The 20,368-nt window shown below is 69.4% G+C and carries 20 protein-coding genes; 4 read left to right on the top strand and 16 right to left on the bottom strand.

The genetic code is table 11. The annotated features are described in order from the left end of the window. Positions 1 to 227 precede the first annotated feature (227 nt). The 4 genes from J2W78_RS13535 to J2W78_RS13520 form a co-directional block, all read right to left on the bottom strand. Entirely contained in the window at positions 228 to 575 is a 348-nt protein-coding gene (locus tag J2W78_RS13535; RefSeq protein ID WP_253371235.1) for a hypothetical protein, read from the bottom strand. 215 nt (positions 576 to 790) lie between these two features. Beyond that, positions 791 to 1,006, bottom strand: coding sequence for a hypothetical protein (locus J2W78_RS13530; RefSeq protein WP_253371233.1), 216 nt, complete (start codon positions 1,004 to 1,006; stop codon positions 791 to 793). 216 nt (positions 1,007 to 1,222) lie between these two features. Continuing rightward, complete coding sequence (locus tag J2W78_RS13525) at positions 1,223 to 2,443, bottom strand: LL-diaminopimelate aminotransferase (protein ID WP_253371231.1); 1,221 nt, start codon at positions 2,441 to 2,443, stop codon at positions 1,223 to 1,225. Positions 2,444 to 2,582: 139 nt separating this feature from the next. Next, entirely contained in the window at positions 2,583 to 2,948 is a 366-nt protein-coding gene (locus tag J2W78_RS13520; RefSeq protein WP_253371229.1) for a hypothetical protein, read from the bottom strand. Positions 2,949 to 3,074: 126 nt separating this feature from the next. Between J2W78_RS13520 and J2W78_RS13515 the strand changes: the two genes are divergently transcribed. Beyond that, positions 3,075 to 4,892, top strand: a complete 1,818-nt coding sequence (locus J2W78_RS13515; RefSeq protein WP_253371227.1) for a PHA/PHB synthase family protein — start codon at positions 3,075 to 3,077, stop codon at positions 4,890 to 4,892. Positions 4,893 to 5,001: 109 nt separating this feature from the next. Next, positions 5,002 to 6,819, top strand: a complete 1,818-nt coding sequence (gene ybaL, locus J2W78_RS13510; RefSeq protein ID WP_253371226.1) for a YbaL family putative K(+) efflux transporter — start codon at positions 5,002 to 5,004, stop codon at positions 6,817 to 6,819. 113 nt (positions 6,820 to 6,932) lie between these two features. Here ybaL and J2W78_RS13505 read toward each other — a convergent pair whose 3' ends face one another. The 6 genes from J2W78_RS13505 to J2W78_RS13480 all read right to left on the bottom strand — a co-directional run bounded on the left by J2W78_RS13505 (position 6,933) and on the right by J2W78_RS13480 (position 14,323). Further along, positions 6,933 to 8,051 carry a helix-turn-helix transcriptional regulator gene (locus tag J2W78_RS13505; protein WP_253371224.1) on the bottom strand — a complete coding sequence of 373 codons (1,119 nt, stop codon included), beginning with the start codon at positions 8,049 to 8,051 and terminating at the stop codon, positions 6,933 to 6,935. A 373-nt stretch (positions 8,052 to 8,424) separates the two neighbouring features. Then, positions 8,425 to 10,515 (bottom strand): glycine--tRNA ligase subunit beta, encoded by a 2,091-nt coding sequence (gene glyS, locus J2W78_RS13500; RefSeq protein WP_253371222.1) that lies wholly within the window; start codon positions 10,513 to 10,515, stop codon positions 8,425 to 8,427. A 171-nt stretch (positions 10,516 to 10,686) separates the two neighbouring features. Continuing rightward, positions 10,687 to 12,567, bottom strand: coding sequence for a PhoX family protein (locus J2W78_RS13495; protein ID WP_253371220.1), 1,881 nt, complete (start codon positions 12,565 to 12,567; stop codon positions 10,687 to 10,689). 93 nt (positions 12,568 to 12,660) lie between these two features. Further along, positions 12,661 to 13,104 carry a DUF3828 domain-containing protein gene (locus J2W78_RS13490; protein WP_253371219.1) on the bottom strand — a complete coding sequence of 148 codons (444 nt, stop codon included), beginning with the start codon at positions 13,102 to 13,104 and terminating at the stop codon, positions 12,661 to 12,663. 3 nt (positions 13,105 to 13,107) lie between these two features. After that, positions 13,108 to 14,070 (bottom strand): glycine--tRNA ligase subunit alpha, encoded by a 963-nt coding sequence (locus J2W78_RS13485; protein ID WP_253371217.1) that lies wholly within the window; start codon positions 14,068 to 14,070, stop codon positions 13,108 to 13,110. A 94-nt stretch (positions 14,071 to 14,164) separates the two neighbouring features. Next, positions 14,165 to 14,323, bottom strand: coding sequence for a hypothetical protein (locus J2W78_RS13480; RefSeq protein WP_253371215.1), 159 nt, complete (start codon positions 14,321 to 14,323; stop codon positions 14,165 to 14,167). Positions 14,324 to 14,574: 251 nt separating this feature from the next. On the opposite strand from J2W78_RS13480, the gene J2W78_RS13475 reads away from it, so the two are divergent. Continuing rightward, entirely contained in the window at positions 14,575 to 14,817 is a 243-nt protein-coding gene (locus tag J2W78_RS13475; protein WP_253371212.1) for a hypothetical protein, read from the top strand. A gap of 114 nt (positions 14,818 to 14,931) precedes the next feature. Here J2W78_RS13475 and J2W78_RS13470 read toward each other — a convergent pair whose 3' ends face one another. The 5 genes from J2W78_RS13470 to J2W78_RS13450 form a co-directional block, all read right to left on the bottom strand. Next, the gene (locus tag J2W78_RS13470) at positions 14,932 to 15,495 is read right to left on the bottom strand and encodes a TetR/AcrR family transcriptional regulator (protein WP_253371210.1); all 564 of its coding nucleotides are present in this window, start codon (positions 15,493 to 15,495) and stop codon (positions 14,932 to 14,934) included. 3 nt (positions 15,496 to 15,498) lie between these two features. Then, positions 15,499 to 15,963: a DUF1348 family protein gene (locus J2W78_RS13465; RefSeq protein ID WP_253371207.1), complete on the bottom strand. Its 465-nt coding sequence runs from the start codon at positions 15,961 to 15,963 to the stop codon at positions 15,499 to 15,501. A gap of 141 nt (positions 15,964 to 16,104) precedes the next feature. Further along, entirely contained in the window at positions 16,105 to 16,965 is an 861-nt protein-coding gene (locus J2W78_RS13460) for a S49 family peptidase (RefSeq protein ID WP_253371205.1), read from the bottom strand. A gap of 123 nt (positions 16,966 to 17,088) precedes the next feature. Further along, positions 17,089 to 17,841 (bottom strand): tRNA1(Val) (adenine(37)-N6)-methyltransferase, encoded by a 753-nt coding sequence (locus tag J2W78_RS13455; RefSeq protein WP_253371202.1) that lies wholly within the window; start codon positions 17,839 to 17,841, stop codon positions 17,089 to 17,091. Next, positions 17,831 to 18,058, bottom strand: coding sequence for a putative signal transducing protein (locus tag J2W78_RS13450; protein WP_253371201.1), 228 nt, complete (start codon positions 18,056 to 18,058; stop codon positions 17,831 to 17,833). Before J2W78_RS13450 ends, J2W78_RS13455 begins: the two co-directional genes overlap by 11 nt. 193 nt (positions 18,059 to 18,251) lie before the next feature. On the opposite strand from J2W78_RS13450, the gene J2W78_RS13445 reads away from it, so the two are divergent. Continuing rightward, positions 18,252 to 19,274 carry a polyprenyl synthetase family protein gene (locus J2W78_RS13445; protein WP_253371199.1) on the top strand — a complete coding sequence of 341 codons (1,023 nt, stop codon included), beginning with the start codon at positions 18,252 to 18,254 and terminating at the stop codon, positions 19,272 to 19,274. A 103-nt stretch (positions 19,275 to 19,377) separates the two neighbouring features. Here the strand turns inward: J2W78_RS13445 and J2W78_RS13440 are convergent, their stop codons facing one another. Beyond that, a complete protein-coding gene (locus tag J2W78_RS13440) occupies positions 19,378 to 20,253 on the bottom strand; it encodes a 4-(cytidine 5'-diphospho)-2-C-methyl-D-erythritol kinase (RefSeq protein WP_253371197.1) in 876 nt (291 codons plus the stop codon). Positions 20,254 to 20,368 lie beyond the last annotated feature (115 nt).

The raw sequence follows: 20,368 nt of genomic DNA, 5'->3' as shown, positions 1-20,368 counted from the left end.
GCGCAGCGCATTCTCGGGACATTCGCGCCGGATCCTCGGCCGCAGAGACTCTGTCAGAAAGGTACGACCGAGGGGATGCACGAGCGCGTTCCCCGCGCATCTCCCGACGGCCGGCTCAGGAGAAAGCATCTCGATCCCAGACCGCGTGCGACCTGCCCCTCGTGGAGAACGCCGCGCGCCCGGCTGCATTCGGCCGGATCGTCAGGCGGGCGCCTCGAGCAGGCACCTCAGCGCAGCGGCGGAGCCCGGTAGGCGGGGGCCAGGACGTAGCCGTCCGAGGCACGGCGCGGACCCTGCGGCGTCGCGATGAGAACGTTGCCGTAATAATCGTTGCCGGTGAGCCCGAAACCGCCGCCATTCATCACGGTCGGCACCGGCACGGCACCGATGGCGCGCAGATCCTGACCGTCGGTGCTGATCGGCGGACCCCGGAAGCGGCCGCTCTCGGGATCGACCTCGTACACCGTCGGCCCGCGCGCATCGCCGTAGGGGCGATCCTGCAAGCTCTGCGCAGCAACCCCCTGGGCGACGAGCCCGAAAAGGGAGGCGGCAAGGAGGAGGCGGGCACGGGCCATGGGCTTGCTCCGTCGTCGGCGCACTCTTCGGACCGGAGCGACGGCCGCTCCGACCCGTGAGAACGCATTGAAACAGGACATGAGCCGATCCGGATTGCCGCGCAATCGGGATCGGCTCGGACTGACGTCTCGAGGGTGCGATCAGACCCCGGAACGTGACAAGGAAACGTTGACGTGCGGACGCCTGTCGCTCCCGGCTCTCGGCAAACGTCGCCTCAGCCCTTCGACTGCAGGACAGCGCGCGGTTCGCGCACCATGGGGCTGCAATCGGACTTGTAGGCGTTCAACGGGAGCGACGTCGAGCTGCAGGAATAGGCCTCCTCGGGCGAGGGGGCGGGCACGGGATCGCGCGCCACGATCGGGTGGGGCGCACAGGCTCCGACGGCGGCGCCGGCGAGCGCCAGGGCGGCGAAGAGCTTCAGGCGGCGCATGCGGAACCTCGAAACGCGTCCGTCCGCCGGGACAACCGGCGGCAAAACCGGAGACGACCCTGCGGATACGGGCGGTCACTGACAAGCTTCCCCCGCCCGATGCCCACTCGGACAGGGCCGATTGCCGGGCCCTGTCGCCCCGCCGCAACAACGTTCGGGGCGATTCGTCCGGTCGCGCCGCTCCCACCCACCGGCCGGGAGCGGCGCCAGGCGATACTAGACAGCCTTCTGCAACGGCACGACGTTGTGGAGCGTGCGGTCTGCGTTATCGAAGAAGCGGCGGACGTTGCGGGCCGCCTGCCGGATGCGCTGCTCGTTCTCGACAAGCGCGATGCGGACGTAATCGTCCCCGTGCTCGCCGAAGCCGATCCCCGGCGCCACGGCGACATCCGACTTTTCGAGAAGCAGCTTCGAGAATTCCAGACTGCCGAGCTCCCGGAATTTTTCCGGGATCGGCACCCAGGCGAACATCGAGGCTTCCGGCGTCGGCAGCTTCCAGCCGGCCTTGCCGAAGGACTCGACCAGGGCGTCGCGACGCTTCTTGTAGGTCGCACGCATCTCCTTGATGCAGTCGTCCGGCCCGTTGAGCGCGGCGGTGGCCGCCACCTGGATCGGCGTGAAGGCGCCGTAATCGAGGTAGGACTTCACCCGCGTCAGCGCCGCGAGCAGGCGCTCGTTGCCGACGGCAAAGCCCATGCGCCAGCCCGCCATCGAGAAGGTCTTCGACAGCGAGGTGAACTCCACGGTGCAGTCGATCGCGCCCGGTACCTGCAGCACGGAGGGCGGCGGGTTGTTGTCGTCGAAATAGACCTCGGCATAGGCCAGATCCGAGAGCAGAATCAGCTCGTGCTTCTTCGCGAAGGCCACGAGATCCCGGTAGAAGTCGAGGCTCGCGACATAGGCCGTCGGGTTCGAGGGGTAGCAGACGACGAGCGCCACGGGCTTCGGGATCGAGTGGGCGACCGCCTTCTCGAGTGCCGGGAACATCGCCGGGGTCGGCTCGGCGGGCACGGAGCGGATCACGCCGCCGGCCATCAGGAAGCCGAAGGCGTGGATCGGGTAGCTCGGGTTCGGCACCAGCACCACGTCGCCGGGCGCCGTGATCGCCTGGGCCATGTTGGCGAAGCCCTCTTTCGAGCCGAGCGTCGCCACGACCTGCGTGTCCGGGTTGAGGCTCACCCCGAAGCGGCGCTGGTAGTAGCCGGCCTGGGCGCGGCGCAGGCCGGCAATGCCCTTGGAGGCGGAGTAGCGATCGGTGCGCGGCTTGCCGGCGGTCTCGACGAGTTTCTCGATGACGTGGCGCGGGGCGTCGAGATCGGGATTGCCCATGCCGAGATCGATGATGTCGGCGCCGCGGGCTCGGGCGGCGGCCTTGATCCGGTTCACCTGCTCGAAGACGTAAGGCGGAAGGCGCTTGATGCGGTGGAAATCGGTCATGGCGTCGGTCTGTCCGGTGTCGCGGAACTGATCCTCCCGCGAGGATGCGTCGGCGGTGAGGAGCCTGCCTGTTTACCATCGACGCGTTCGAGCGCCGACTGAAAAATCGCGATGCCCCGCCGGGATCGGGGCGGAACGCTCACTCAACCGGGTTGGGTGCGAGCCCCTGGGCGGCATTCTTGGCTGCCCCTTCCGCCGCGCGTCCCTTGGACTCGTTGCGGTTGCGCGCACCCTCCAACTCGGCCTGCAGGGCGCTCTGTCCGGCCGAATTGCGGGCGCGGACGGCGCGACGGGGCGCCGATTCGCCCACCGGCATGTAACTCGCATCGCTCTTGCGGGATTGCGCCACGAAATCGGGCGCCTCCACCGGCTTGATGCCGGACCCCGCACCGACCATCGCCGCCTTCAGCGGGTTCACGTCGGCCGAACAGCCGCCGGTCGCCGCCGCGGCGGCAAAAACCGGCAAGGCGATCGCAATGGCGCGGACGGTGCGGCGCACGGTCATGACAACGGTCTGAAAATGGAGCCTGGGGCGGGCGACATTGGCTGGGTGGAGCGTTAATTTGTCGGAAACGAGGCTCGGACCGTCACTAGGGGCGGGATGCGGGCGGACCTTGGGAGGACGTGTCGCGTGGCCACGGAGCGGACGAGGCCGGCAACGCCGGATTTCGAGACCATCGCGCACAACGCGAATCAACTGGCGGAGGTGTTCAGGCAATCGGCCGCCGCCTCGCTGAAGCCGTTCGAGCAAGCGGGCCAGGGCGCCTTGCTTCCGGGCGCGAAACTTCAGGGCGCCGACGAGATCGACGAGATGACCCGCACCCTCACGCGGGTCGCTGAGACGTGGATGAAAGATCCCGAGAAGGCGCTCCAGGCCCAGACCAAGCTCGGCCAATCCTTCGCCGCACTCTGGGCCTCGACCCTGACCCGAATGCAGGGGGCCGTCACCGAGCCGATCGTCCAGCCCCCACCCACGGACAAGCGCTTCGCCCACGCCGATTGGAGCGCGAACCCGGTCTTCGACCTGATCAAGCAGAGCTACCTGCTGCTCGGCCGCTGGGCCGAGGAGATGGTCGAGACGGCCGACGGCATCGACGAGCACACCCGCCACAAGGCCGAGTTCTACCTGCGCCAATTGCTCTCGGCCTATTCGCCCTCGAACTTCGTGATGACGAACCCCGAGCTCCTGCGCCAGACGCTGGAGGAAGGGGGCGCCAACCTGATGCGCGGCATGAAGATGTTGCAGGAGGATCTGGAAGCCGGCGGCGGCCAGCTTCGGGTGCGGCAGACGGACCTTTCCGCCTTCACCTTCGGCAAGGACGTGGCGGTGACCCCCGGCGAGGTCATTTTCCGCAACGACCTGATGGAGTTGATCCAGTACGCGCCGATGACCGAGACGGTCCTGAAGCGACCGTTGCTGATCGTGCCGCCGTGGATCAACAAGTTCTACATCCTCGATCTCAACCCGAAGAAGAGCCTCATCGGCTGGATGGTGTCTCAGGGCATCACGGTGTTCGTGATCTCCTGGGTGAACCCGGACGAGCGCCACCGCGACAAGGACTTCGAGTCCTACATGCGTGAGGGCATCGAGACCGCCATCGACATGATCGGCGTGGCGACCGGCGAGACCGATGTCGCGGCGGCGGGCTACTGCGTCGGCGGCACCCTGCTCGCCGTCACCCTGGCCTACCAGGCGGCGACGGGCAATCGCCGGATCAAGAGCTCGACCTTCCTCACCACGCAGGTCGATTTCACCCATGCCGGCGACCTCAAGGTGTTCGCCGACGAGGGGCAGATCAAGGCGATCGAGGAGCGGATGGCCGAGAACGGCTACCTCGAAGGCGCGCGCATGGCCAACGCCTTCAACATGCTCAGGCCCAACGACCTGATCTGGTCCTACGTCGTCAACAACTACGTGCGCGGCAAGGCGCCGGCCGCCTTCGATCTGCTCTACTGGAACGCGGACGCCACGCGGATGCCGGCGGCCAACCACTCGTTCTACCTGCGCAACTGCTACCTCAACAACACGCTGGCCAAGGGGCAGATGGTGCTCGGCAACGTGCGCCTCGATCTCAAGAAGGTGAAGGTGCCGGTCTTCAACCTCGCCACCCGCGAGGACCACATCGCCCCGGCGCTCTCGGTCTTCGAAGGGTCGGCCAAGTTCGGCGGCAAGGTCGATTACGTGCTGGCGGGTTCGGGCCACATCGCCGGCGTCGTCGCCCCGCCGGGCCCTAAGGCCAAGTACGGCTTCCGCACCGGCGGCCCGGCCCGAGGCCGGTTCGAGGATTGGGTCGAGGCGGCCACGGAGCATCCCGGCTCGTGGTGGCCCTACTGGTTCAAGTGGCTCGAAGAGCAGGCACCCGAGCGCGTGCCCGCCCGCATTCCCGGAGAGGGGGCGCTGCCCTCCCTCGCGCCGGCACCGGGCACCTATGTCCGCATGAAGGCGTGACGGATCGACGGGAACCGTGCACCCGCAGCATCGCCGTTGCGGACACGGGACCGTGATTTGCCTTATCTGATCCTGGGGCCGGCTCCGGCCCCAGGAGGACAGAAGCGCGTTGCAGCACGCCACCGAACTCATCTCGATCATCGCGCTGGGGCTGGTCTGCGCATTCATCGGCGGCATGCTGGCGCAGCGGATGCGGCTTCCGCCGCTTGTCGGCTACCTCGTGGCCGGCATCGCCATCGGACCGTTCACGCCGGGTTTCGTCGGCAACCCGGCGCTTGCGAGCCAACTTGCCGAACTCGGCGTCATCCTGCTGATGTTCGGTGTCGGGCTTCACTTCTCCATCGGTGACCTGCTGGCCGTCCGCACCATCGCCCTGCCCGGCGCGGTCGTGCAGATCACGGTGGCGACGGCCATGGGCGCCGGGCTCGCCTGGGGCTTCGGCTGGGGGGCCGGGGCGGGCCTCGTCTTCGGGCTGGCGCTCTCGGTGGCGAGCACCGTCGTGCTGCTGCGGGCGCTCGAAGGGCAGGGACTTCTCGATTCGGACAAGGGCCGCATCGCCGTCGGCTGGCTGATCGTCGAGGATCTCGCCATGGTGGTGGCCCTCGTGCTGCTGCCAGCGCTCGCGCCCTCGCTCGGCGGCGAGGCGATGCAGGCCGCCGGCCATCACGGCCCGCCCGAGCACGGCCTATGGGTGACGCTCGCGCTGACCCTCGCCAAGGTCGGCGTCTTCGTCGCCGTGATGCTCGTCGGCGGGCGGCGCCTCATTCCCTACCTGCTGGGGCTGGCCGCCCGCACCGGCTCGCGGGAGCTGTTCACCCTGGCGGTGCTGGCGAGCGCCGTCGGCATCGCCTACGCCTCCTCCGAGCTGTTCGGCGTCTCCTTCGCGCTTGGCGCCTTCTTCGCCGGGATGGTGCTCGCCGAATCCGATCTCAGCCATCAGGCGGCGGCCGATTCCCTGCCGTTGCAGGACGCCTTCGCGGTGCTGTTCTTCGTCTCGGTCGGCATGTTGTTCGATCCGGGCATCGTCCTGCGTGAGCCGCTCTCGATCCTCGGCGTGGTCAGCGTCATCGTGCTGGGCAAGTCGCTGGCAGCCGTCGCCATCGTGCTCGCCTTCGGTCACCCCGTCGGCACGGCGCTCACCATCGCCGCGAGCCTCGCGCAGATCGGCGAGTTCTCGTTCATCCTCGCCGGTCTCGGCATCTCGCTGGGACTGCTGCCAGAGGAGGGACGCGACCTGATCCTCGGCGGCGCGCTGCTGTCGATCACCCTCAATCCGCTGTTCTTCGCGACGTCCGCCCGGGTGTCGCGCTGGCTCGGCGAGCGGCCGGAGCTGCGCCGCCGCCTGGAGCGCCGCGCCGCCGGACCGCTGCCGGTCAATGCGGCCGCGTCCGGCCTGAGCGGCCACGCGGTGATCATCGGCTACGGTCGTGTCGGAAGCGCCATCGGCAAGGCGTTGCAGGATTGGAACCTGCCCTTCGTGGTGGTGGAGCGCGACCGGCGCCGGGTCGAGGAGTTGCGCGCCCAGGGCGTGCCGGCGGTGTTCGGCGACGCCACGGCGCCCGGCATCCTGGAGGCCGCCGACATCGGCTCCGCCCGCCTCGTCGTCGTGGCGACACCCGACCCACATCAGGCCAGACGCCTGCTCGCCAAGGCACGGGCGACCAATCCCGGCATCGACAGCGTGGTGCGGACCCATAGCGACAGCGAGCGTCGCCGGTTGGAGGAGGATGGCGTTGGCCTCGTCCTGATGGCCGAGCGGGAGCTGGCACTCGGTATGATGACCTATGCCCTGCGCAGCCTCGGCGTGCGCGAGGGCGAGGCACGGCTGTTCGTGGATTCGAGCCGCTCGGAGAGCCAGGGCACGCCGGTCGCCGAACCGGAGCAGCCCGCCCCCGAACTGCGCCAGCGCCGGGACGAGCCGGAATAGGGACTCGCTCGTTAAAGCATCATCCCGAAAGCTGGCTGCCGGCTTTCGGAAGAAGATGATGCAAAAACAAAAGGCTAGAGCATCGTCGTGGATCCGATATCCAGGACGATGCTCTAGAGACTGTCGAGACGGGTGATGAACACTGCCAACTCGCTCTGCCGACGGATCGCGAGCTTGCCGTAGACCGCCTTGAGCTGGCTGCGCACCGTGCTCTCGCCGACGGCGAACTGCTCGGCCACCTCCCGCGGCGCCGCACCTCGGCCGACCAGGGCCGCGACCCGCGCCTCGGCTCGGGTGAGACCGAGTTGTTCCAGCATCGGTTCGATCGGACGCGTGCTCGGCGCGAGCAGGTCGCGCAGGAGTAGGACCATGCCGCCCCCGAGCCCGGCGCCGGCCACCGGAAACGGATCGCTGCCGCGCAAGGGGAGCGCTTCGACGTAGAGCGGGCGCCCGCCGCCCCTGCGGCGCAGGAGGAGCGTATCCTGCCGCCGCCAAGTGCTTTCCGACAATGTGCGCTCCGGCAGAACATCCGCCAGGAAGTGACCGAAGCGCGCACTCTCGGCAGGCTCCGCCGCCGCCGGCACGGTGCCGGTGCGCAGGGCGAGGTAACCTGCCGCCAACCCTTCCGCCGCCGGGCTGACGAGCCGGACCCGGCCGCGGGAATCGAGGACGACGATGCCCGCCCGCATGCGCTCCAGGGCGGAGGACAGCCCCTCCGCCTCCCGGCGCATGTCGGCGACGAGCGCCGTCAGCCGGAAGGCGCGGATGACATGCGGGCCGACGAGCCCCAGCCGCTCGATCTCGACGCCCTCGAACGGCCCCCTGCGCACGTCGCGTGGGGCGCTGAACGACAGGGTGTGGCGGTCCATCGGGTCGGCGCCGACATAGGCGCAGAGATTACCGAGGCGATGCCGGTCGATGAAGTGCTGGAAAAACGGATCGGCGCGCTTCTCCTCCGCCGTGAGGTACATCTCATCGCAGGTGACCGTGCCCGGCCGCATGATGCCCCGCTCCCGGCCGAGGCGGATGCGCGTGTCGTGCTGCCACCAGCCGCCGACGCCGTAATCGAGGTTCACGTCAGCGATCCGCTCGGAGGCCAGCGTCTGCGCCGTGCGCGCGGGATCGTGGGAGACGATCACCGCACCGCGCGCCCCGACCGCATCGGCGATCCCGTCAAGCGCGCCGGACCACGTCTCGGGGTCGAGGGCGGCCGCATAGCACGCGTCGATCAAGGCAAGAGGCTCGAAACCCGACATCGACCGGCACTGCGTGGACACTGCTCAAGTTTGAAGCACGTTTCGACCCGAACGGTCGTTGCCCGCGAGCAACAATCCGGCAGCTTGAGCATGTTTTGGCCGCTCGACACGCGACTTGAGGTTATATCACCGCAATTCAACCGGACGATTTTCGTCAGCAAAGCCCGTGACCGTGATGCGAGAACCGCATTTCGTCACAGCAAAGCGATCGACGACGATTTCGATCACGGCGCGGCGGCACCCTTCAAGGCGCCGCTCCCCCCGAACTGGGCAAGACCCTTTTGCGCATGCGCGATGACGACCGGCGTGCGGCACTCGACAACCGACGCCGGAGACCAAGCCTCGCCGGTCAGCCTTCGATGCGCGAGAAGTCGGCCACCTCGCGGGTGGCCGCGCGGAGTGCGTTGAGGAGCAGGAGCCGGTTCCTGCGCAGGGCCGGATCGTCGGCGTTGACGGTGACCCCTTCGAAGAACGCGTCCACCGGCGCCCGCAGCCGCGACAGCGCCCGCATCGCACCGGCGAAATCCTCGGCCGCCACCGCAGCGGACGCCTCCTGCCGCGCCTCGGCAAGCGCCTCGGCGAGCGCGCGCTCCTCCGGCTGGCCGGAGGCCGCGAGACCCGCATCGGGGGCCTCGTCGTAGGCGCGGCCGTCCTTCTTCTCCTCGATGCGCAGGATGTTGGCCGCGCGCTTGTAGCCGGCGAGCAGGTTCCGTCCGTCATCCGTGCTCAGGAACGCGCCCAACGCCTCGACGCGGCGGACGACGAGCAGGAGGTCGTCCTGGCCAGAGAGCGCGAACACCGCATCGATCAGGTCGTGGCGGGCGCCCTGGTCGCGCAGGTAGACTTTGAGACGGTCGGCGAAGAAGGCGAGGAGATCCGCGGTGCGTTCGTCGCTCCCGCTCGCGAACCGGCCTTGCAGCAGAGGGGCCAGCGATAGCCGCAGCGACCGTTCGATCACGGCGCGGATCACGCCCAAAGCCGCCCGCCGCAACGCGAACGGGTCCTTGCTCCCCGTCGGCTTCTCGTCGATCGACCAGAAGCCCGCGAGGGTGTCGAGTTTATCAGCCAGCGCCACGGCGATGGAAACCGGATCGGTCGGCACGCGGTCGCTCGGACCGATCGGCTTATAATGCTCCTCAATGGCCGCGGCGACGCTGTCGTGCTCGCCCTGGAGCGCCGCGTACTTGCGGCCCATCAGGCCCTGCAATTCCGGAAACTCGCCAACCATCTCGGTGACGAGGTCGGCCTTGGCGAGCCGAGCCGCGCGCTCGGCCAAAGCCGGGTCGGCGCCCACCAGCGGCGCGATTTCCTTTGCGAGCGCAGCGATGCGGGCGACGCGCTCGCCTTGCGTGCCGAGCTTCTCGTGGAAGACGATCGAATCGAGCTTGGGGAGGCGGTCTTCGAGCTTCGTCGCCTTGTCGGTCTCCCAGAAGAAGCGTGCGTCCGAGAGGCGGGCCCGCACCACGCGCTCGTTGCCGGCGGTGATCGCCACGCCGCCATCGGAGGCGACGAGATTCGAGACCAGCACGAAGGCCGGCGCCAATTCCTCCGAGCCGGATTTGCGCAGCACGAAGCACTTCTGGTTGGCGCGGATCGTCGCGCGGATCGCCTCTGCCGGGATCTCGAGGAAGCGCTCCTCGAACGAACCCATCAGCACCACGGGCCGCTCCACCAGCCCGGCCACCTCTTCCAACAGGCCCTCGTCCTCCACGAGGTCGAGGCCGCGGGCGAAGGCGAGATCCTTGGCGTCGTGCAGGATGATGTCCTTGCGCCGGTCGGCATCGAGGATCACGTCGGCGCGCTCCAGCGCCGGCACGTAATCGTCGAAGCGGCGCACCTCGAACGGTTCGGGCGCGAGGAAACGGTGGCCGCTCGTGACCGTGCCGGCGGTGATGCCGTCGACCGAGAACGGCACGACCTCCGGTGTCTCGGTCTCGGGGCCGAAGGTGGCGACGATGGATTGCAGCGGGCGCACCCAGCGCAAGCTTCCGGGCTGCGCCGAGGCCGCGCCCCAGCGCATCGATTTCGGCCAGGGGAAGCTCTTGATGATGCCCGGTAGGATCTCGGCCAGCACGTCCAGCGTCTCGCGGCCGGGCCGCTCGATCACCGCGAGGTAGAACGCGCCCTTCTTCGGATCGGTGACGGTGGTGGCCTGATCGAGGCTCGCGAGCCCCGCGCTCTTCAGGAAGCCCTGCACGGCCGCCTCGGGCGCGCCGACGCGGGGGCCGCGCCGTTCCTCGCGCACCGCCTCGCCGCGGGCGGGCAGCCCGGCGACATGCAGCGCCAGCCGCCGCGGCGTCGCGAACGCCTTGGCGCCCTCGTAGAGGAAACCGCGCTCGACCAGCGCGTCGGTGACGAGCTTCTTCAGATCCTCGGCCGCACGCCGCTGCATGCGCGCGGGGATCTCTTCGGAGCGGAGTTCGAGCAGAAGGTCAGGCATGCGCGCGGGAATAGCCGCCCGCTCGGGCCGCGTCGAGACGGGAGATGGGCTCGGTCTGTCACCGCCGTTCGTTCGTCATCGCGAGCATCGGCGAGCGGTCCAGAGCGCGACCGCTCCGAGATCGTGCGGAGCCCTGGAACGCTTGCGCCGAGCCTCGCGATCTCAGCCCCGTTACCCGATCCGCCCGCCCCCCACCCGCCGCACCGCCACGACGGACGGCCGCGGCGGCAGGTCCGGCGTGAAATCCGGCCAGCGGGTCGAGGGAGTCTCGAAGGAGCCGAGCGCCCCTTCCTCGTCAGGCTCGCCGGGGTGCTGGACGGCGACGAAGAAGGTCTCGTCGTCGGGGGTGAAGCAGGGGCCGCACATCTCGGCGCCCACCGGCACCCGCAGGAAGTGGCGCGCGGTGCCCCGGCGGGGGCCTCCCGTCTCCACCGCCCAGATGCCGTCGGCCCGGCCGGTGGCGCGGCGGTTGTTGCCGTCGGTGGCGATCCAGAGGCGGCCGCGCCCGTCGAAGGTGCAGTTGTCGGGCATGCCGAACCAGCCGTTCTCGGTGGTGAGCGCGGAAAAGCTCGCTTTCACCTCGGGCTTGGCCGGATCGCCGCAGCGCACCAGTACCTCCCAGCGGAAGGTCTCGGCGCCGTGGTCGGTGCCGTCGGGGGCCATCTCGATGACGTGGCCGAAGGCGTTGGGGCCACGCGGGTTGGCGGGCTCCTCCTGATCGGCGGTGCGCTTTCCGTTGTTGGTCAGCATCACGTAGACGCGGCCGGTGCGCGGGTTGGCTTCGATGTCCTCGGGACGGTCCATCGGCGTGGCGCCGAGTCGTTTGGCGGCGCGGCGGGTCTCGATCAGCACGTCGGCTTGGGCTTCGAAGCCGTTGGCGGCATCGAGTCCGTTCGCTCCGTGTACCAGCGGCAGCCAGCGGCCTGTGCCGTCGGGTTCGAACCGGGCGACGCTGAGGGTGCCGGAATCGAGCAGGTCGGCGTTGGCGCCGCGCTCGGCCTGCACCCGGCCCTCGCTGACGAAGCGGTAGACATGCTGGAAGCGCTCGTCGTCGCCGAGATAGACGACGTAGCGGCCGTCGAGCGTGCGGGCACCCGCCGCGCCCTCGTGCTTGAAACGGCCGAGCGCCGTGCGCTTCTTCGGGGTCGAGCCCGGATCGAACGGATCGATCTCGACCACCCAGCCGAACCGGTTCGGCTCGTTCGGCGCCTGGGCGAGGTCGAAGCGGGGATGGAAGCGGCTCCAGGCATATTGCGGGTTGCCGAGGCCGATCGCCTTCGCGTTGCCGGCCTCGGCATGTCCCGGAGGAAGAGTCCCGGAAAAGTAGTAGTTTATGTTCTCCTCGCCCGAGAGCCACGTGCCCCAGGGCGTGACGCCGCCCGAGCAGTTGTTGATGGTGCCGAGCACGCGCCGGCCGCTCGGGTCGGCCTCGGTCATGAGGCGGGGATGGCCGGCCGCCGGGCCGGTGAGATCCATCGGGGTCTGCGCTGTGATGCGCCGCGTGTAGGGTGAGCCGATCACCGGGCGCCACGCTTCCGCCTCGCGAACGATCTCGACCACTGAGCCGCCATGGGCCGCCATCTCGACCGCGACCTGTTCCGGGCTCAAGGCCGCGATCACGCCCTTGCGGTCGCGGGCACCGAGACCGGGAAACATCAGCTCGGCATTGGTGTATTCGTGGTTGACCACGAGCAGACCGCGACGGCCGTTTTCGTCGAGCGGAATGAAGCCGACGAAGTCGTTGTTGTAGCCGAACTGGCGCTCCTGGGCTCGGGCGCTCTGCTTCCTCGGGTCGAAGGCCGGCGCGTCGGCAAACAGCGGGTCGCCCCAGCGCAGCAGGGGTTTGGCCTCGTAGCCCTCGGCCACGTGCAGGTGCTCATCGACGCCCGCGGCGAGTTCAGGGAAATCGAAGGCCGAAGCGTCGGCGGCAAGCGCCTGCGGCGCGATTCCGGCGGCGAGCGCGACGGCCAGCGAGCCGCGCATCAGGTCGCGCCGGGAGAAGCGGTGGGCGATCACCGCGTCGAGGGTGGGGGCGTCGGGCGTGTCGGACATCGGGCGCGTCTCATCAGCCTTCGGGAGGCGGCGCGCCTACGCCCCTCCGATGTCGCTTCGATGACGGAACGGTTTCGTGTGCGCGGCGGAGCGCTATTGAAGCGGCGCGGAGAGGAGGGCGACGAGATCCCAGGTCTCGCCCTTCAGCGAGCGGACGTTGGCGATCTTCCACGTGCCGGCCTCGCGCACGAGGTTGTAGCGCAGCTCCTGCGGCCCGCCGTTGCGGAAGGTCGCCCGCACCTCGGCCCGGTCGCCCTCGTTGGAGAGCGGCGCGAGCGTCAAGGACTTGGCGAAGCCCGGCTCGGTGTCCTGGCCGTTGACGTGAAAGGCGAAACCGAGGCGTCCGACCTCGCCCCCCGCCTCGCGCTGGTCGCGCTCATAGAGCACGCGCAGGCCCTTCGCGTAGAAGCGCACCGCATTGATGTCGTCCGCCGCGTAGAAGGCCCGCACCGTCGCGACCGGATCGATCACGGATTGCGCAAGGACCGGACCGGCGAGAAGCCCGAGGGCCAGAGCCAAGAGGGCGCGGCGGCGCACCGTTCAGGCCGCAGCGGCGCGATCGCTGGCAGGGTCGCCGGAATGCCCGCCGGCCTCGGTCTTCAACCATGCGGCGCCGCAGGCCTTGGCCAGTTCGCGGACACGCAGGATGTAGCTCTGACGCTCGGTGACCGAGATCACGCCGCGGGCGTCGAGCAGGTTGAAGACGTGGCTCGCCTTGATGCACTGGTCGTAGGCCGGCTGCACGATGCGGTGGCGCGCACCCTCGGACTCGGGCGCGCCGGCTTCGAGATAGAGGCGGCAGGCCTTCTCCGCGTCGGCGAAGTGGCGGAACAGCATCGCCGTGTCGGCGGCCTCGAAGTTGTGGCGCGAATATTCCTGCTCGGCTTGGAGGAAGACGTCGCCATAGGTGACCCGCTCGTCACCCTCGCCGCCGTTGAAGTTGAGATCGTAGACGTTCTCGACACCCTGCACGTACATGGCGAGGCGTTCGAGGCCATAGGTCAGCTCGCCGGCCACCGGCGCGCACTCGAAGCCGGCGACCTGCTGGAAGTAGGTGAACTGGCTCACCTCCATCCCGTCGCACCAGCATTCCCAACCCAGACCCCAGGCGCCGAGCGTCGGGCTCTCCCAATCGTCCTCGACGAAGCGGATGTCGTGGAGCTTGAGATCGACGCCGATCGCCTCCAGCGAGGCAAGGTAGAGCTCTTGGAGGTTCGGCGGGTTCGGCTTCAGGATCACCTGAAACTGGTAGTAGTGCTGCAGCCGGTTCGGGTTCTCGCCGTAGCGCCCGTCCTTCGGCCGCCGCGAGGGCTGAACGTAGGCCGCCTTCCAGGGCCTCGGACCGAGGGCCCGCAGGGTCGTGGCCGGGTGAAATGTGCCGGCGCCGACCTCCATGTCGTAGGGCTGGAGGATCACGCAGCCTTTGGCCGCCCAGAAGCGCTGCAGGGTGAGGATCAGGCCCTGGAACGAGCGTGTGGGCGAAAGGTCGGCGTCGCTCGGCATGGAAGGTCCGACAGGAGGAAAGCTGCCGGACCGTTTAAGAGCGGGGGGCGGGGTGTCAAGCGAGGTCGCTACCGGATCCGCCCCCGGTCTTCATCTAGCCGCGGGGCGTGGAGCGGGTGAAGTTCCGCTTGGCCGTCCGGTCCTTCGGCACGGCCTGGATCGCCGGCTTGTCCGCCAGCAACTGCTTCACGCGGTCGTTGAAGTCGGTCGCTGACACGGGGCGTGCGCCACCCTTGTCCGAGGAATAAGCCATAGTCGGTCTCCGCCTGAACGCCCAAAGCACGGGATTGCGCGGAGGGTCTCCCTCATATGGGGCGCCGGCCGCCATTTGCGAGGCCGAGGGCCGAACGGGGCCGTTGGCGATGCCCCGGTGCGCCCCGACACATCATTTTGCAGGCCATCGCCGCAAAGCGGGAACGGCAAAGGTTTCTGCCAAGTTAAGACGGCAAATGAACAGCCACGCTCCAGCCCTCACGGCGAGCGGTTAACACTTTCGGACAGATCATGCGCACGGGTTTGACTGTTTTCGCCGCCCTCGTCGCGGCCTCGCTCGCCACCACGTCGCTCATGATGGGCGCCTCGAACGCTCTCGCTACGTCGGACGGTAGCGACATCGTCGAGAAGACGGTGGCGGTGACGCCCGTCGAGATCGCGCCGGTCGCGGCCATGCCCGCCGCTGAGTCCTGCGCACGCAAGGTCCGGGTGGTTTACTCCGGCTACAACGCCCCAGCCGGCTGCGCGCGCTGAGCCGAGAGCATCGTCCCGAACGGTGGTTGCCGGCTTTCGGAAAAAGATGATGCAAAAACAAGTGCCGAGAGCATCGTCCTGGATCCATCATCCAGGACGATGCTCGAAAGCGGCTCAGGGGCGGGCGAGACATCGCGCCCGCAATCCGGCGAGGATCCGCTCGAACACCTCCGGTCGATCCAGGGCGCGGGCCAGCACTACTGCCCCCTGAATGCCGCCGACAGCCTCTTCGGCAAGCGGGCCGGCTGAGGCGAAGGCGTGCCCCGCCCGGCCCAGCACCTCGGTCAGAGCTTCGACCCAGCGGGCGAAGTAGTCCCGTAGACGGGCCGCGAAACGGTCGCGAGCGTCACTTAGGCTCAAGGCCCCGACCAAGCAGACCCGGCGGCCTGAGCGGAAATAGTCGGAGACCGTCGCAAACATCGCCGCCACGGCCGCTGCCGGATCGTCCGCCTCCCGCAGGGGGCGGAAGACGTTGGCCTCGAACCAGCCGTCGATCTCGGCGAGCACGGCGCCCGCCATCTCCTCCTTCCCGCCGGGAAAGAAGTGGTAGAGGCTGCCCTTGCCGAGCCCCGTCGCCTTCGAGATCAACGAGAGGCTCGCGCCCTCGTAGCCGTGCTCGCGAAACACCTCCGCGAGCAACGGCAGCACGTCGGCCCGTTCGGCGACGGTACGGGCCACGCCCTACAGCCCCAGATCGCTCAAGGACGGGTGATCGTCCGGGCGACGGCCGAGCGGCCAGTGATACTTCCGGTCGGATTCGGCGATCGGCAGGTCGTTGATGGAAGCGATCCGGTGGCGCATCAGGCCCGCCTCGTCGAACTCCCAGTTCTCGTTGCCGTAAGAGCGGAACCACTGTCCGCTGTCGTCGCGCCACTCGTAGGCGAAGCGCACGGCGATCCGGTTGCCCTGTTGCGCCCAGACCTCCTTGATGAGCCGGTACTCCAACTCGCGCGCCCACTTGCGGCGCAGGAACGCCGCGATCTCCTCGCGGCCCCGGACGAACTCCGCGCGGTTCCGCCAGACGCTGTCGGGCGTGTAGGCGAGGGCGACGCGCTCTGGATCGCGGCTGTTCCAGGCATCCTCCGCCATGCGCGCCTTCTGCGCAGCGGTCTCGTCGGTGAAGGGCGGCAACGGGGGGCGCGACATGGCAGGACTTTCCTGTACCGATCAGTACGATCAATACCGATCGGTACAGGCGTTCTCGCGCGCTGACAATCCTGCTTTCGAAGCCATCTCGGGCGGATTTCAATCGTGGCCCGAACCGGACCGCGCGCCTTCGTACTCTGCTTACAACCCGAGCCGCGCCCAGGCTGCACGCTCCTCCACCGCCGCGATCAGCGCGTCGGGGAGCCCGGCCGCGGTCTGGCCCGGCCCGGCGCGGCGGAGCAGGCGGGCGAGCCAGGAGCCGCGGGTCTCGGCCACGAGCCGCAGGTCAACCTTCTCGCCGTAGCGGGCGCGCAGGGTGCCGCGCAGGTCGCCGAGCGCATCGACGAGGCCGAGGTCGAGCGCCTGCCGTCCGGTCCAGACCGCGCCGGTGAACAAGTCGCGGCTGGCGTCGAGCGTCGCCCGGCGCTCGCGCACGAGGCCGGAGAACAGGGCCTGCACGTCGGCTTGGATCTCCTTCAGCCGGGCGATGTCCTGCGGGTTCTCGGGGCGGAACGGGTCGAGCATCGCCTTCGCCTCACCCTGGGTGTGGACGCGCCGCTCGATGCCGATGCGCTCGATCAGCCGGTCGAAGCCGAAGCCGGCCGAGACCACGCCGATGGAGCCGACGAGCGAGGCGGGATCGGCGACGATCTCGTCGGCAGCGCAGGCGATCATGTAGCCGCCCGAGGCCGCGGCATCCTCGACGAAGGCGAAGACCTTGATCTCCTTCTCCGCCGCCAGCGCTCGGATGCGCCGATAGATCAGGTGCGATTGCACCGGCGAGCCGCCGGGGGAGTTGATGACGAGCGCCACCGCCGACAGGCCCGGCATGGTGAAGGCGCGCTCCAGACTCGGCGCGACCGTGCCGATGGAGAGGCCCGGCCGGATCGGCGAGACGGCGCCGATCGCTCCGCTCAGGCGCACAACGGCGACCCGCGGCGGAGTCTCGCGGAAGCGGCGGGGCAGGAAGCGGCGCATCCAGGTCGGGACGGTCAGCGGCATGGCGGCCTTTTTCGAGAACGCGCGGGAGCACGGCCTCCTGGGAGGCAGGCCATTCTCCGTTACCAGGACGCCGCCGGCCGATCCATTGCGACGACGGACGCCCGCTTCGACCGGGATTTGGCTTTACGGCGCCGGCCAGGGATCGCCCCGGTGCAGGGCCTCGGCTTCCGGGGTGAAGCGCCCGGCCTCGTCCTGAAGCACCAGCGGCGGCAGCAGGCGAAACGGGGCGCGGCTGCCCTTTACGGCCGCGATCAGCACGCGGATCGCCGGCCGATCGGCCCGCCCGTGAACCGGGCGGACGGCGCAATCGCCGAAGCGTCCGCGCAGGGCGTCGAGGCAGGCGGGCAGGGCGTCGGCCCGGTGGATCAGGCCGAGCCGTCCGCCGGGGCGCAGAAGGTCGGCGCAGGTTCTGAGCCACCGATCGAGCCCGCCGGCTGCGAAGCTGTGAGCCGAGGCTTTTTGCGGGGCGGGGGAGGGGCGGTGTGCGCCCTCCTCGAAGAAGGGTGGGTTGGTCAGCACGATGTCGGCGCTGTCCGGCTCCAGGCCCGACGCCCGGCGCTGTGCTCCCGGCGCCAGGATATCCGCCTCGATCACCGCGACACGGGCGTCGAGTCCGTTCGCCGCCACATTCTCGCGGGCGAGGGCGACGAGGTCGGGATCACGCTCGACCAGCACCACGCGGCACGCGTCCGACACCCGTGCCACCGCGAGCCCCACCGCGCCGGTGGACGCGCCGAGGTCGTAGAGCGTGGCGCCAGGGTCGGGGACGAGGAGGCGGGCGAGCAGCACCGCGTCGGTGCCGGCGCGGTGGGCGCCGCGGGGCGGCTGGCGCAGCCTCAAGCGACCGCCGAGGAAAGCATCCGGCTCAGTGCTCATCGCGCAGTTCGGCGGACAGGCCGGCATCGGTCAGGATGCGGCGGGCCTGCGGCGCATGGTCGTCAGGCACCAGCAGGCGCCGGCCGAACACGCCGATCGACCCTTCCAGCGCGCTCATATGCTCGTCGGCGACGAAAAGCGGGACGCCCGCCTCTTCGAGAAGCGACCGCGCGAAGCCGATGAGGACGATGTCGTTGCTGCGGATCAGTTCCTTCACGGCATCATCACCCTTCGGCTGCATCCGGTGGCCGGGCGCGCGGCCTCTCGGCTCGTAACATTGTCCACGCTCTTGCGCAGCCGTGCGGCACGACCGCGTGTTGCCCTGCCGCCGGCCCCGTGCGACAGGGGCAGCCGCGGGGCAGGGGTTCCGGCAGGGTGCCGGTCGAGAGTTTTTCCGGAGGCATCGCGCTTTGGGCGTCGTCGTTACCCTCGATGAAGGCCGCTCCGATCCGGAGGCCAGCCTCACCGACCTCGTGAGCCTCGTCGCGGCCGGGATGGAGCGGGTGAACGCGACGATCCTGTCGCGCACCGGCTCCGACGTGGCGATGATCCCCGAGGTCGCCAACCACCTGATCGCGTCGGGCGGCAAGCGCCTGCGCCCGATCCTGACGCTCGCCTGCGCCGATCTCTGCGATTATTCCAGCGGCGACGGCGCGGTGAAGCTCGCCGCCGCGGTCGAGTTCATGCACACCGCCACCCTCCTCCACGACGACGTGGTGGACGAGAGCGACATGCGCCGCGGCCGCGTCGCCGCACGCATTAAGTGGGGCAACGAGGCGAGCGTGCTCGTCGGCGACTTCCTGCTGGGCCAAGCCTTCCGCATGATGGTCGAGGTGGGCTCCTTGCGCGCCCTCGACATCCTGTCGGCGGCGGCCACCGTCATCGCCGAGGGCGAGGTGATGCAGCTCACCGCCGCCAAGAACATCGAGACGAGCGAGGACGAGTATCTCGCGGTGATCCGCGGCAAGACCGCGGAGCTGTTCGCGGCGGCCTGCGAGGTCGGTCCCGTCCTGGCCGGGCGGCCAGACTCCGAGCAGGCGGCCTGCCGCGCCTACGGCATGAATCTCGGTATCGCCTTCCAGCTCATCGACGACGTGCTCGATTACGGCGGCACCAGCGCGGCGCTCGGCAAGAATGTCGGCGACGATTTCCGCGAGGGCAAGATCACCCTGCCGATCGTGCTGGCGCTTCGCCGCGGTTCGGACGACGAGCGCGCCTTCTGGCGCCGCACCCTCGAACGGGAGGATCTGGCGGAGGGCGATCTCCAGCAGGCGCTGGCCATCCTGAGCCGCCATCACGCCCTCGACGACACGATCGCGCGCGCGCGCCACTACGGTGACCAGGCCCGCGCGGCTTTGGACCCGTTCCCGCAGGGGCCGATGAAGGCTGCCCTGCTGCAGGTGGTCGATTTCTGCATCGCCCGGGCGCACTGAGTGTCTCACACGAAACTCCCGCTGAGCCGTCATCCCCAGAGGTAGAACGGTCAGCGATCGGGAGCTTCGTGAGGTACTCCGAGGCGCCCGCGGAAGGGCCACATCAGGCGAGGCGCGTCGGCTCGACCCACCAGCCCGGCTGTGCCGTGCGGATCGCTCCGGCCGCCGTCTCCGCCGCCCCATCATCCGAAAAGATCGCGAACACGGTCGCGCCGGATCCCGACATTCGCGCGAGCCGGCACCGGGCCTGCGCCCGCAGCAGCGCCAGCGCCTCGCCGATCACGGGGGCGACGGTGAGGGCCGGCGCCTCCAGATCGTTGCGGGCCGGGGCGATGGCGCCAAGCACGGCGTCGGCATCGAGGCCCGCACCGACGACCGGATGCTCGGCCCCGTCGAGCCGCTGACCGACCGCGAGGCCGAGCGCCTTGAAGACCGGGGCTGTCGCCACCGGCACGCCGGGATTGACCAGCACCGCCGACAGGGATGCGAGGCCGAGTACCGGCCCGATTTCCTCGCCCGCGCCGCGCATCATTCGCGCCCGCGGATCGAGGCAGACCGGCACGTCGGCGCCGGTCGCCCGCGCCGCGGCGATCACGGCTGGGTGGTCGAGGGTGAGTCCGTTCGATTCCGCGAGCAACCGCAGGGCGGCGGCCGCGTCCGACGAGCCGCCGCCGATCCCGGCCGCGACGGGCAGTTGCTTGTGAAGCCGGAATGCGCCGAGCCTCAGGCCGTCCACGCCCGCAGCGAGGTGGCGGGCGGCACGCAGGACGAGGTTGTCGTCGAGCGGTCCCGCCGGCCCGGCGGTGGGGCCGGAGATGTCGAGAGACAGATCTGGGCCCGGCACCAGCTCCAGCGTGTCGGCGACATCGGCGAAGGCCACGAGGCTTTCGAGCGCATGGTAGCCGTCCCCCGGCCGGCGGCCGAGCACGTGAAGGGTCAGGTTGATCTTGGCCGGAGCGCGGGTGGTGAGCAGGGACACGAAGGCTCTCGGCCGAAGGGGCAGGGGATGCGCCCTGCCTTAGGCGGACAGCCGAGAACGAGCAAGACGACGGCCGGACCGTTGGAAGGCCAATCCAAGCCTGCATCCTCAGCCT

The sequence above is a fragment of the Methylorubrum extorquens genome, from assembly GCF_024169925.1.
Taxonomy (GTDB): Bacteria; Pseudomonadota; Alphaproteobacteria; order Rhizobiales; family Beijerinckiaceae; genus Methylobacterium; species Methylobacterium extorquens_A.
The sequence above is the reverse complement of the archived record's forward strand: the minus strand, read 5'-3'. Positions and strand labels throughout refer to the sequence as shown.

What these genes read in the sequence shown, in the direction of transcription:
- J2W78_RS13520 (WP_253371229.1), bottom strand. Translation starts at nt 2,948, where the DNA reads ATGACCGTGCGCCGCACCGTCCGCGCCATTGCGATCGCCTTGCCGGTT.
- J2W78_RS13535 (WP_253371235.1), bottom strand. Translation starts at nt 575, where the DNA reads ATGGCCCGTGCCCGCCTCCTCCTTGCCGCCTCCCTTTTCGGGCTCGTC.
- J2W78_RS13485 (WP_253371217.1), bottom strand. Translation starts at nt 14,070, where the DNA reads ATGCCGAGCGACGCCGACCTTTCGCCCACACGCTCGTTCCAGGGCCTG.
- J2W78_RS13465 (WP_253371207.1), bottom strand. Translation starts at nt 15,963, where the DNA reads ATGTCGCGCCCCCCGTTGCCGCCCTTCACCGACGAGACCGCTGCGCAG.
- J2W78_RS13495 (WP_253371220.1), bottom strand. Translation starts at nt 12,567, where the DNA reads ATGTCCGACACGCCCGACGCCCCCACCCTCGACGCGGTGATCGCCCAC.
- J2W78_RS13480 (WP_253371215.1), bottom strand. Translation starts at nt 14,323, where the DNA reads ATGGCTTATTCCTCGGACAAGGGTGGCGCACGCCCCGTGTCAGCGACC.
- glyS (WP_253371222.1), bottom strand. Translation starts at nt 10,515, where the DNA reads ATGCCTGACCTTCTGCTCGAACTCCGCTCCGAAGAGATCCCCGCGCGC.
- J2W78_RS13460 (WP_253371205.1), bottom strand. Translation starts at nt 16,965, where the DNA reads ATGCCGCTGACCGTCCCGACCTGGATGCGCCGCTTCCTGCCCCGCCGC.
- J2W78_RS13475 (WP_253371212.1), top strand. Translation starts at nt 14,575, where the DNA reads ATGCGCACGGGTTTGACTGTTTTCGCCGCCCTCGTCGCGGCCTCGCTC.
- J2W78_RS13525 (WP_253371231.1), bottom strand. Translation starts at nt 2,443, where the DNA reads ATGACCGATTTCCACCGCATCAAGCGCCTTCCGCCTTACGTCTTCGAG.
- J2W78_RS13455 (WP_253371202.1), bottom strand. Translation starts at nt 17,841, where the DNA reads ATGAGCACTGAGCCGGATGCTTTCCTCGGCGGTCGCTTGAGGCTGCGC.
- J2W78_RS13530 (WP_253371233.1), bottom strand. Translation starts at nt 1,006, where the DNA reads ATGCGCCGCCTGAAGCTCTTCGCCGCCCTGGCGCTCGCCGGCGCCGCC.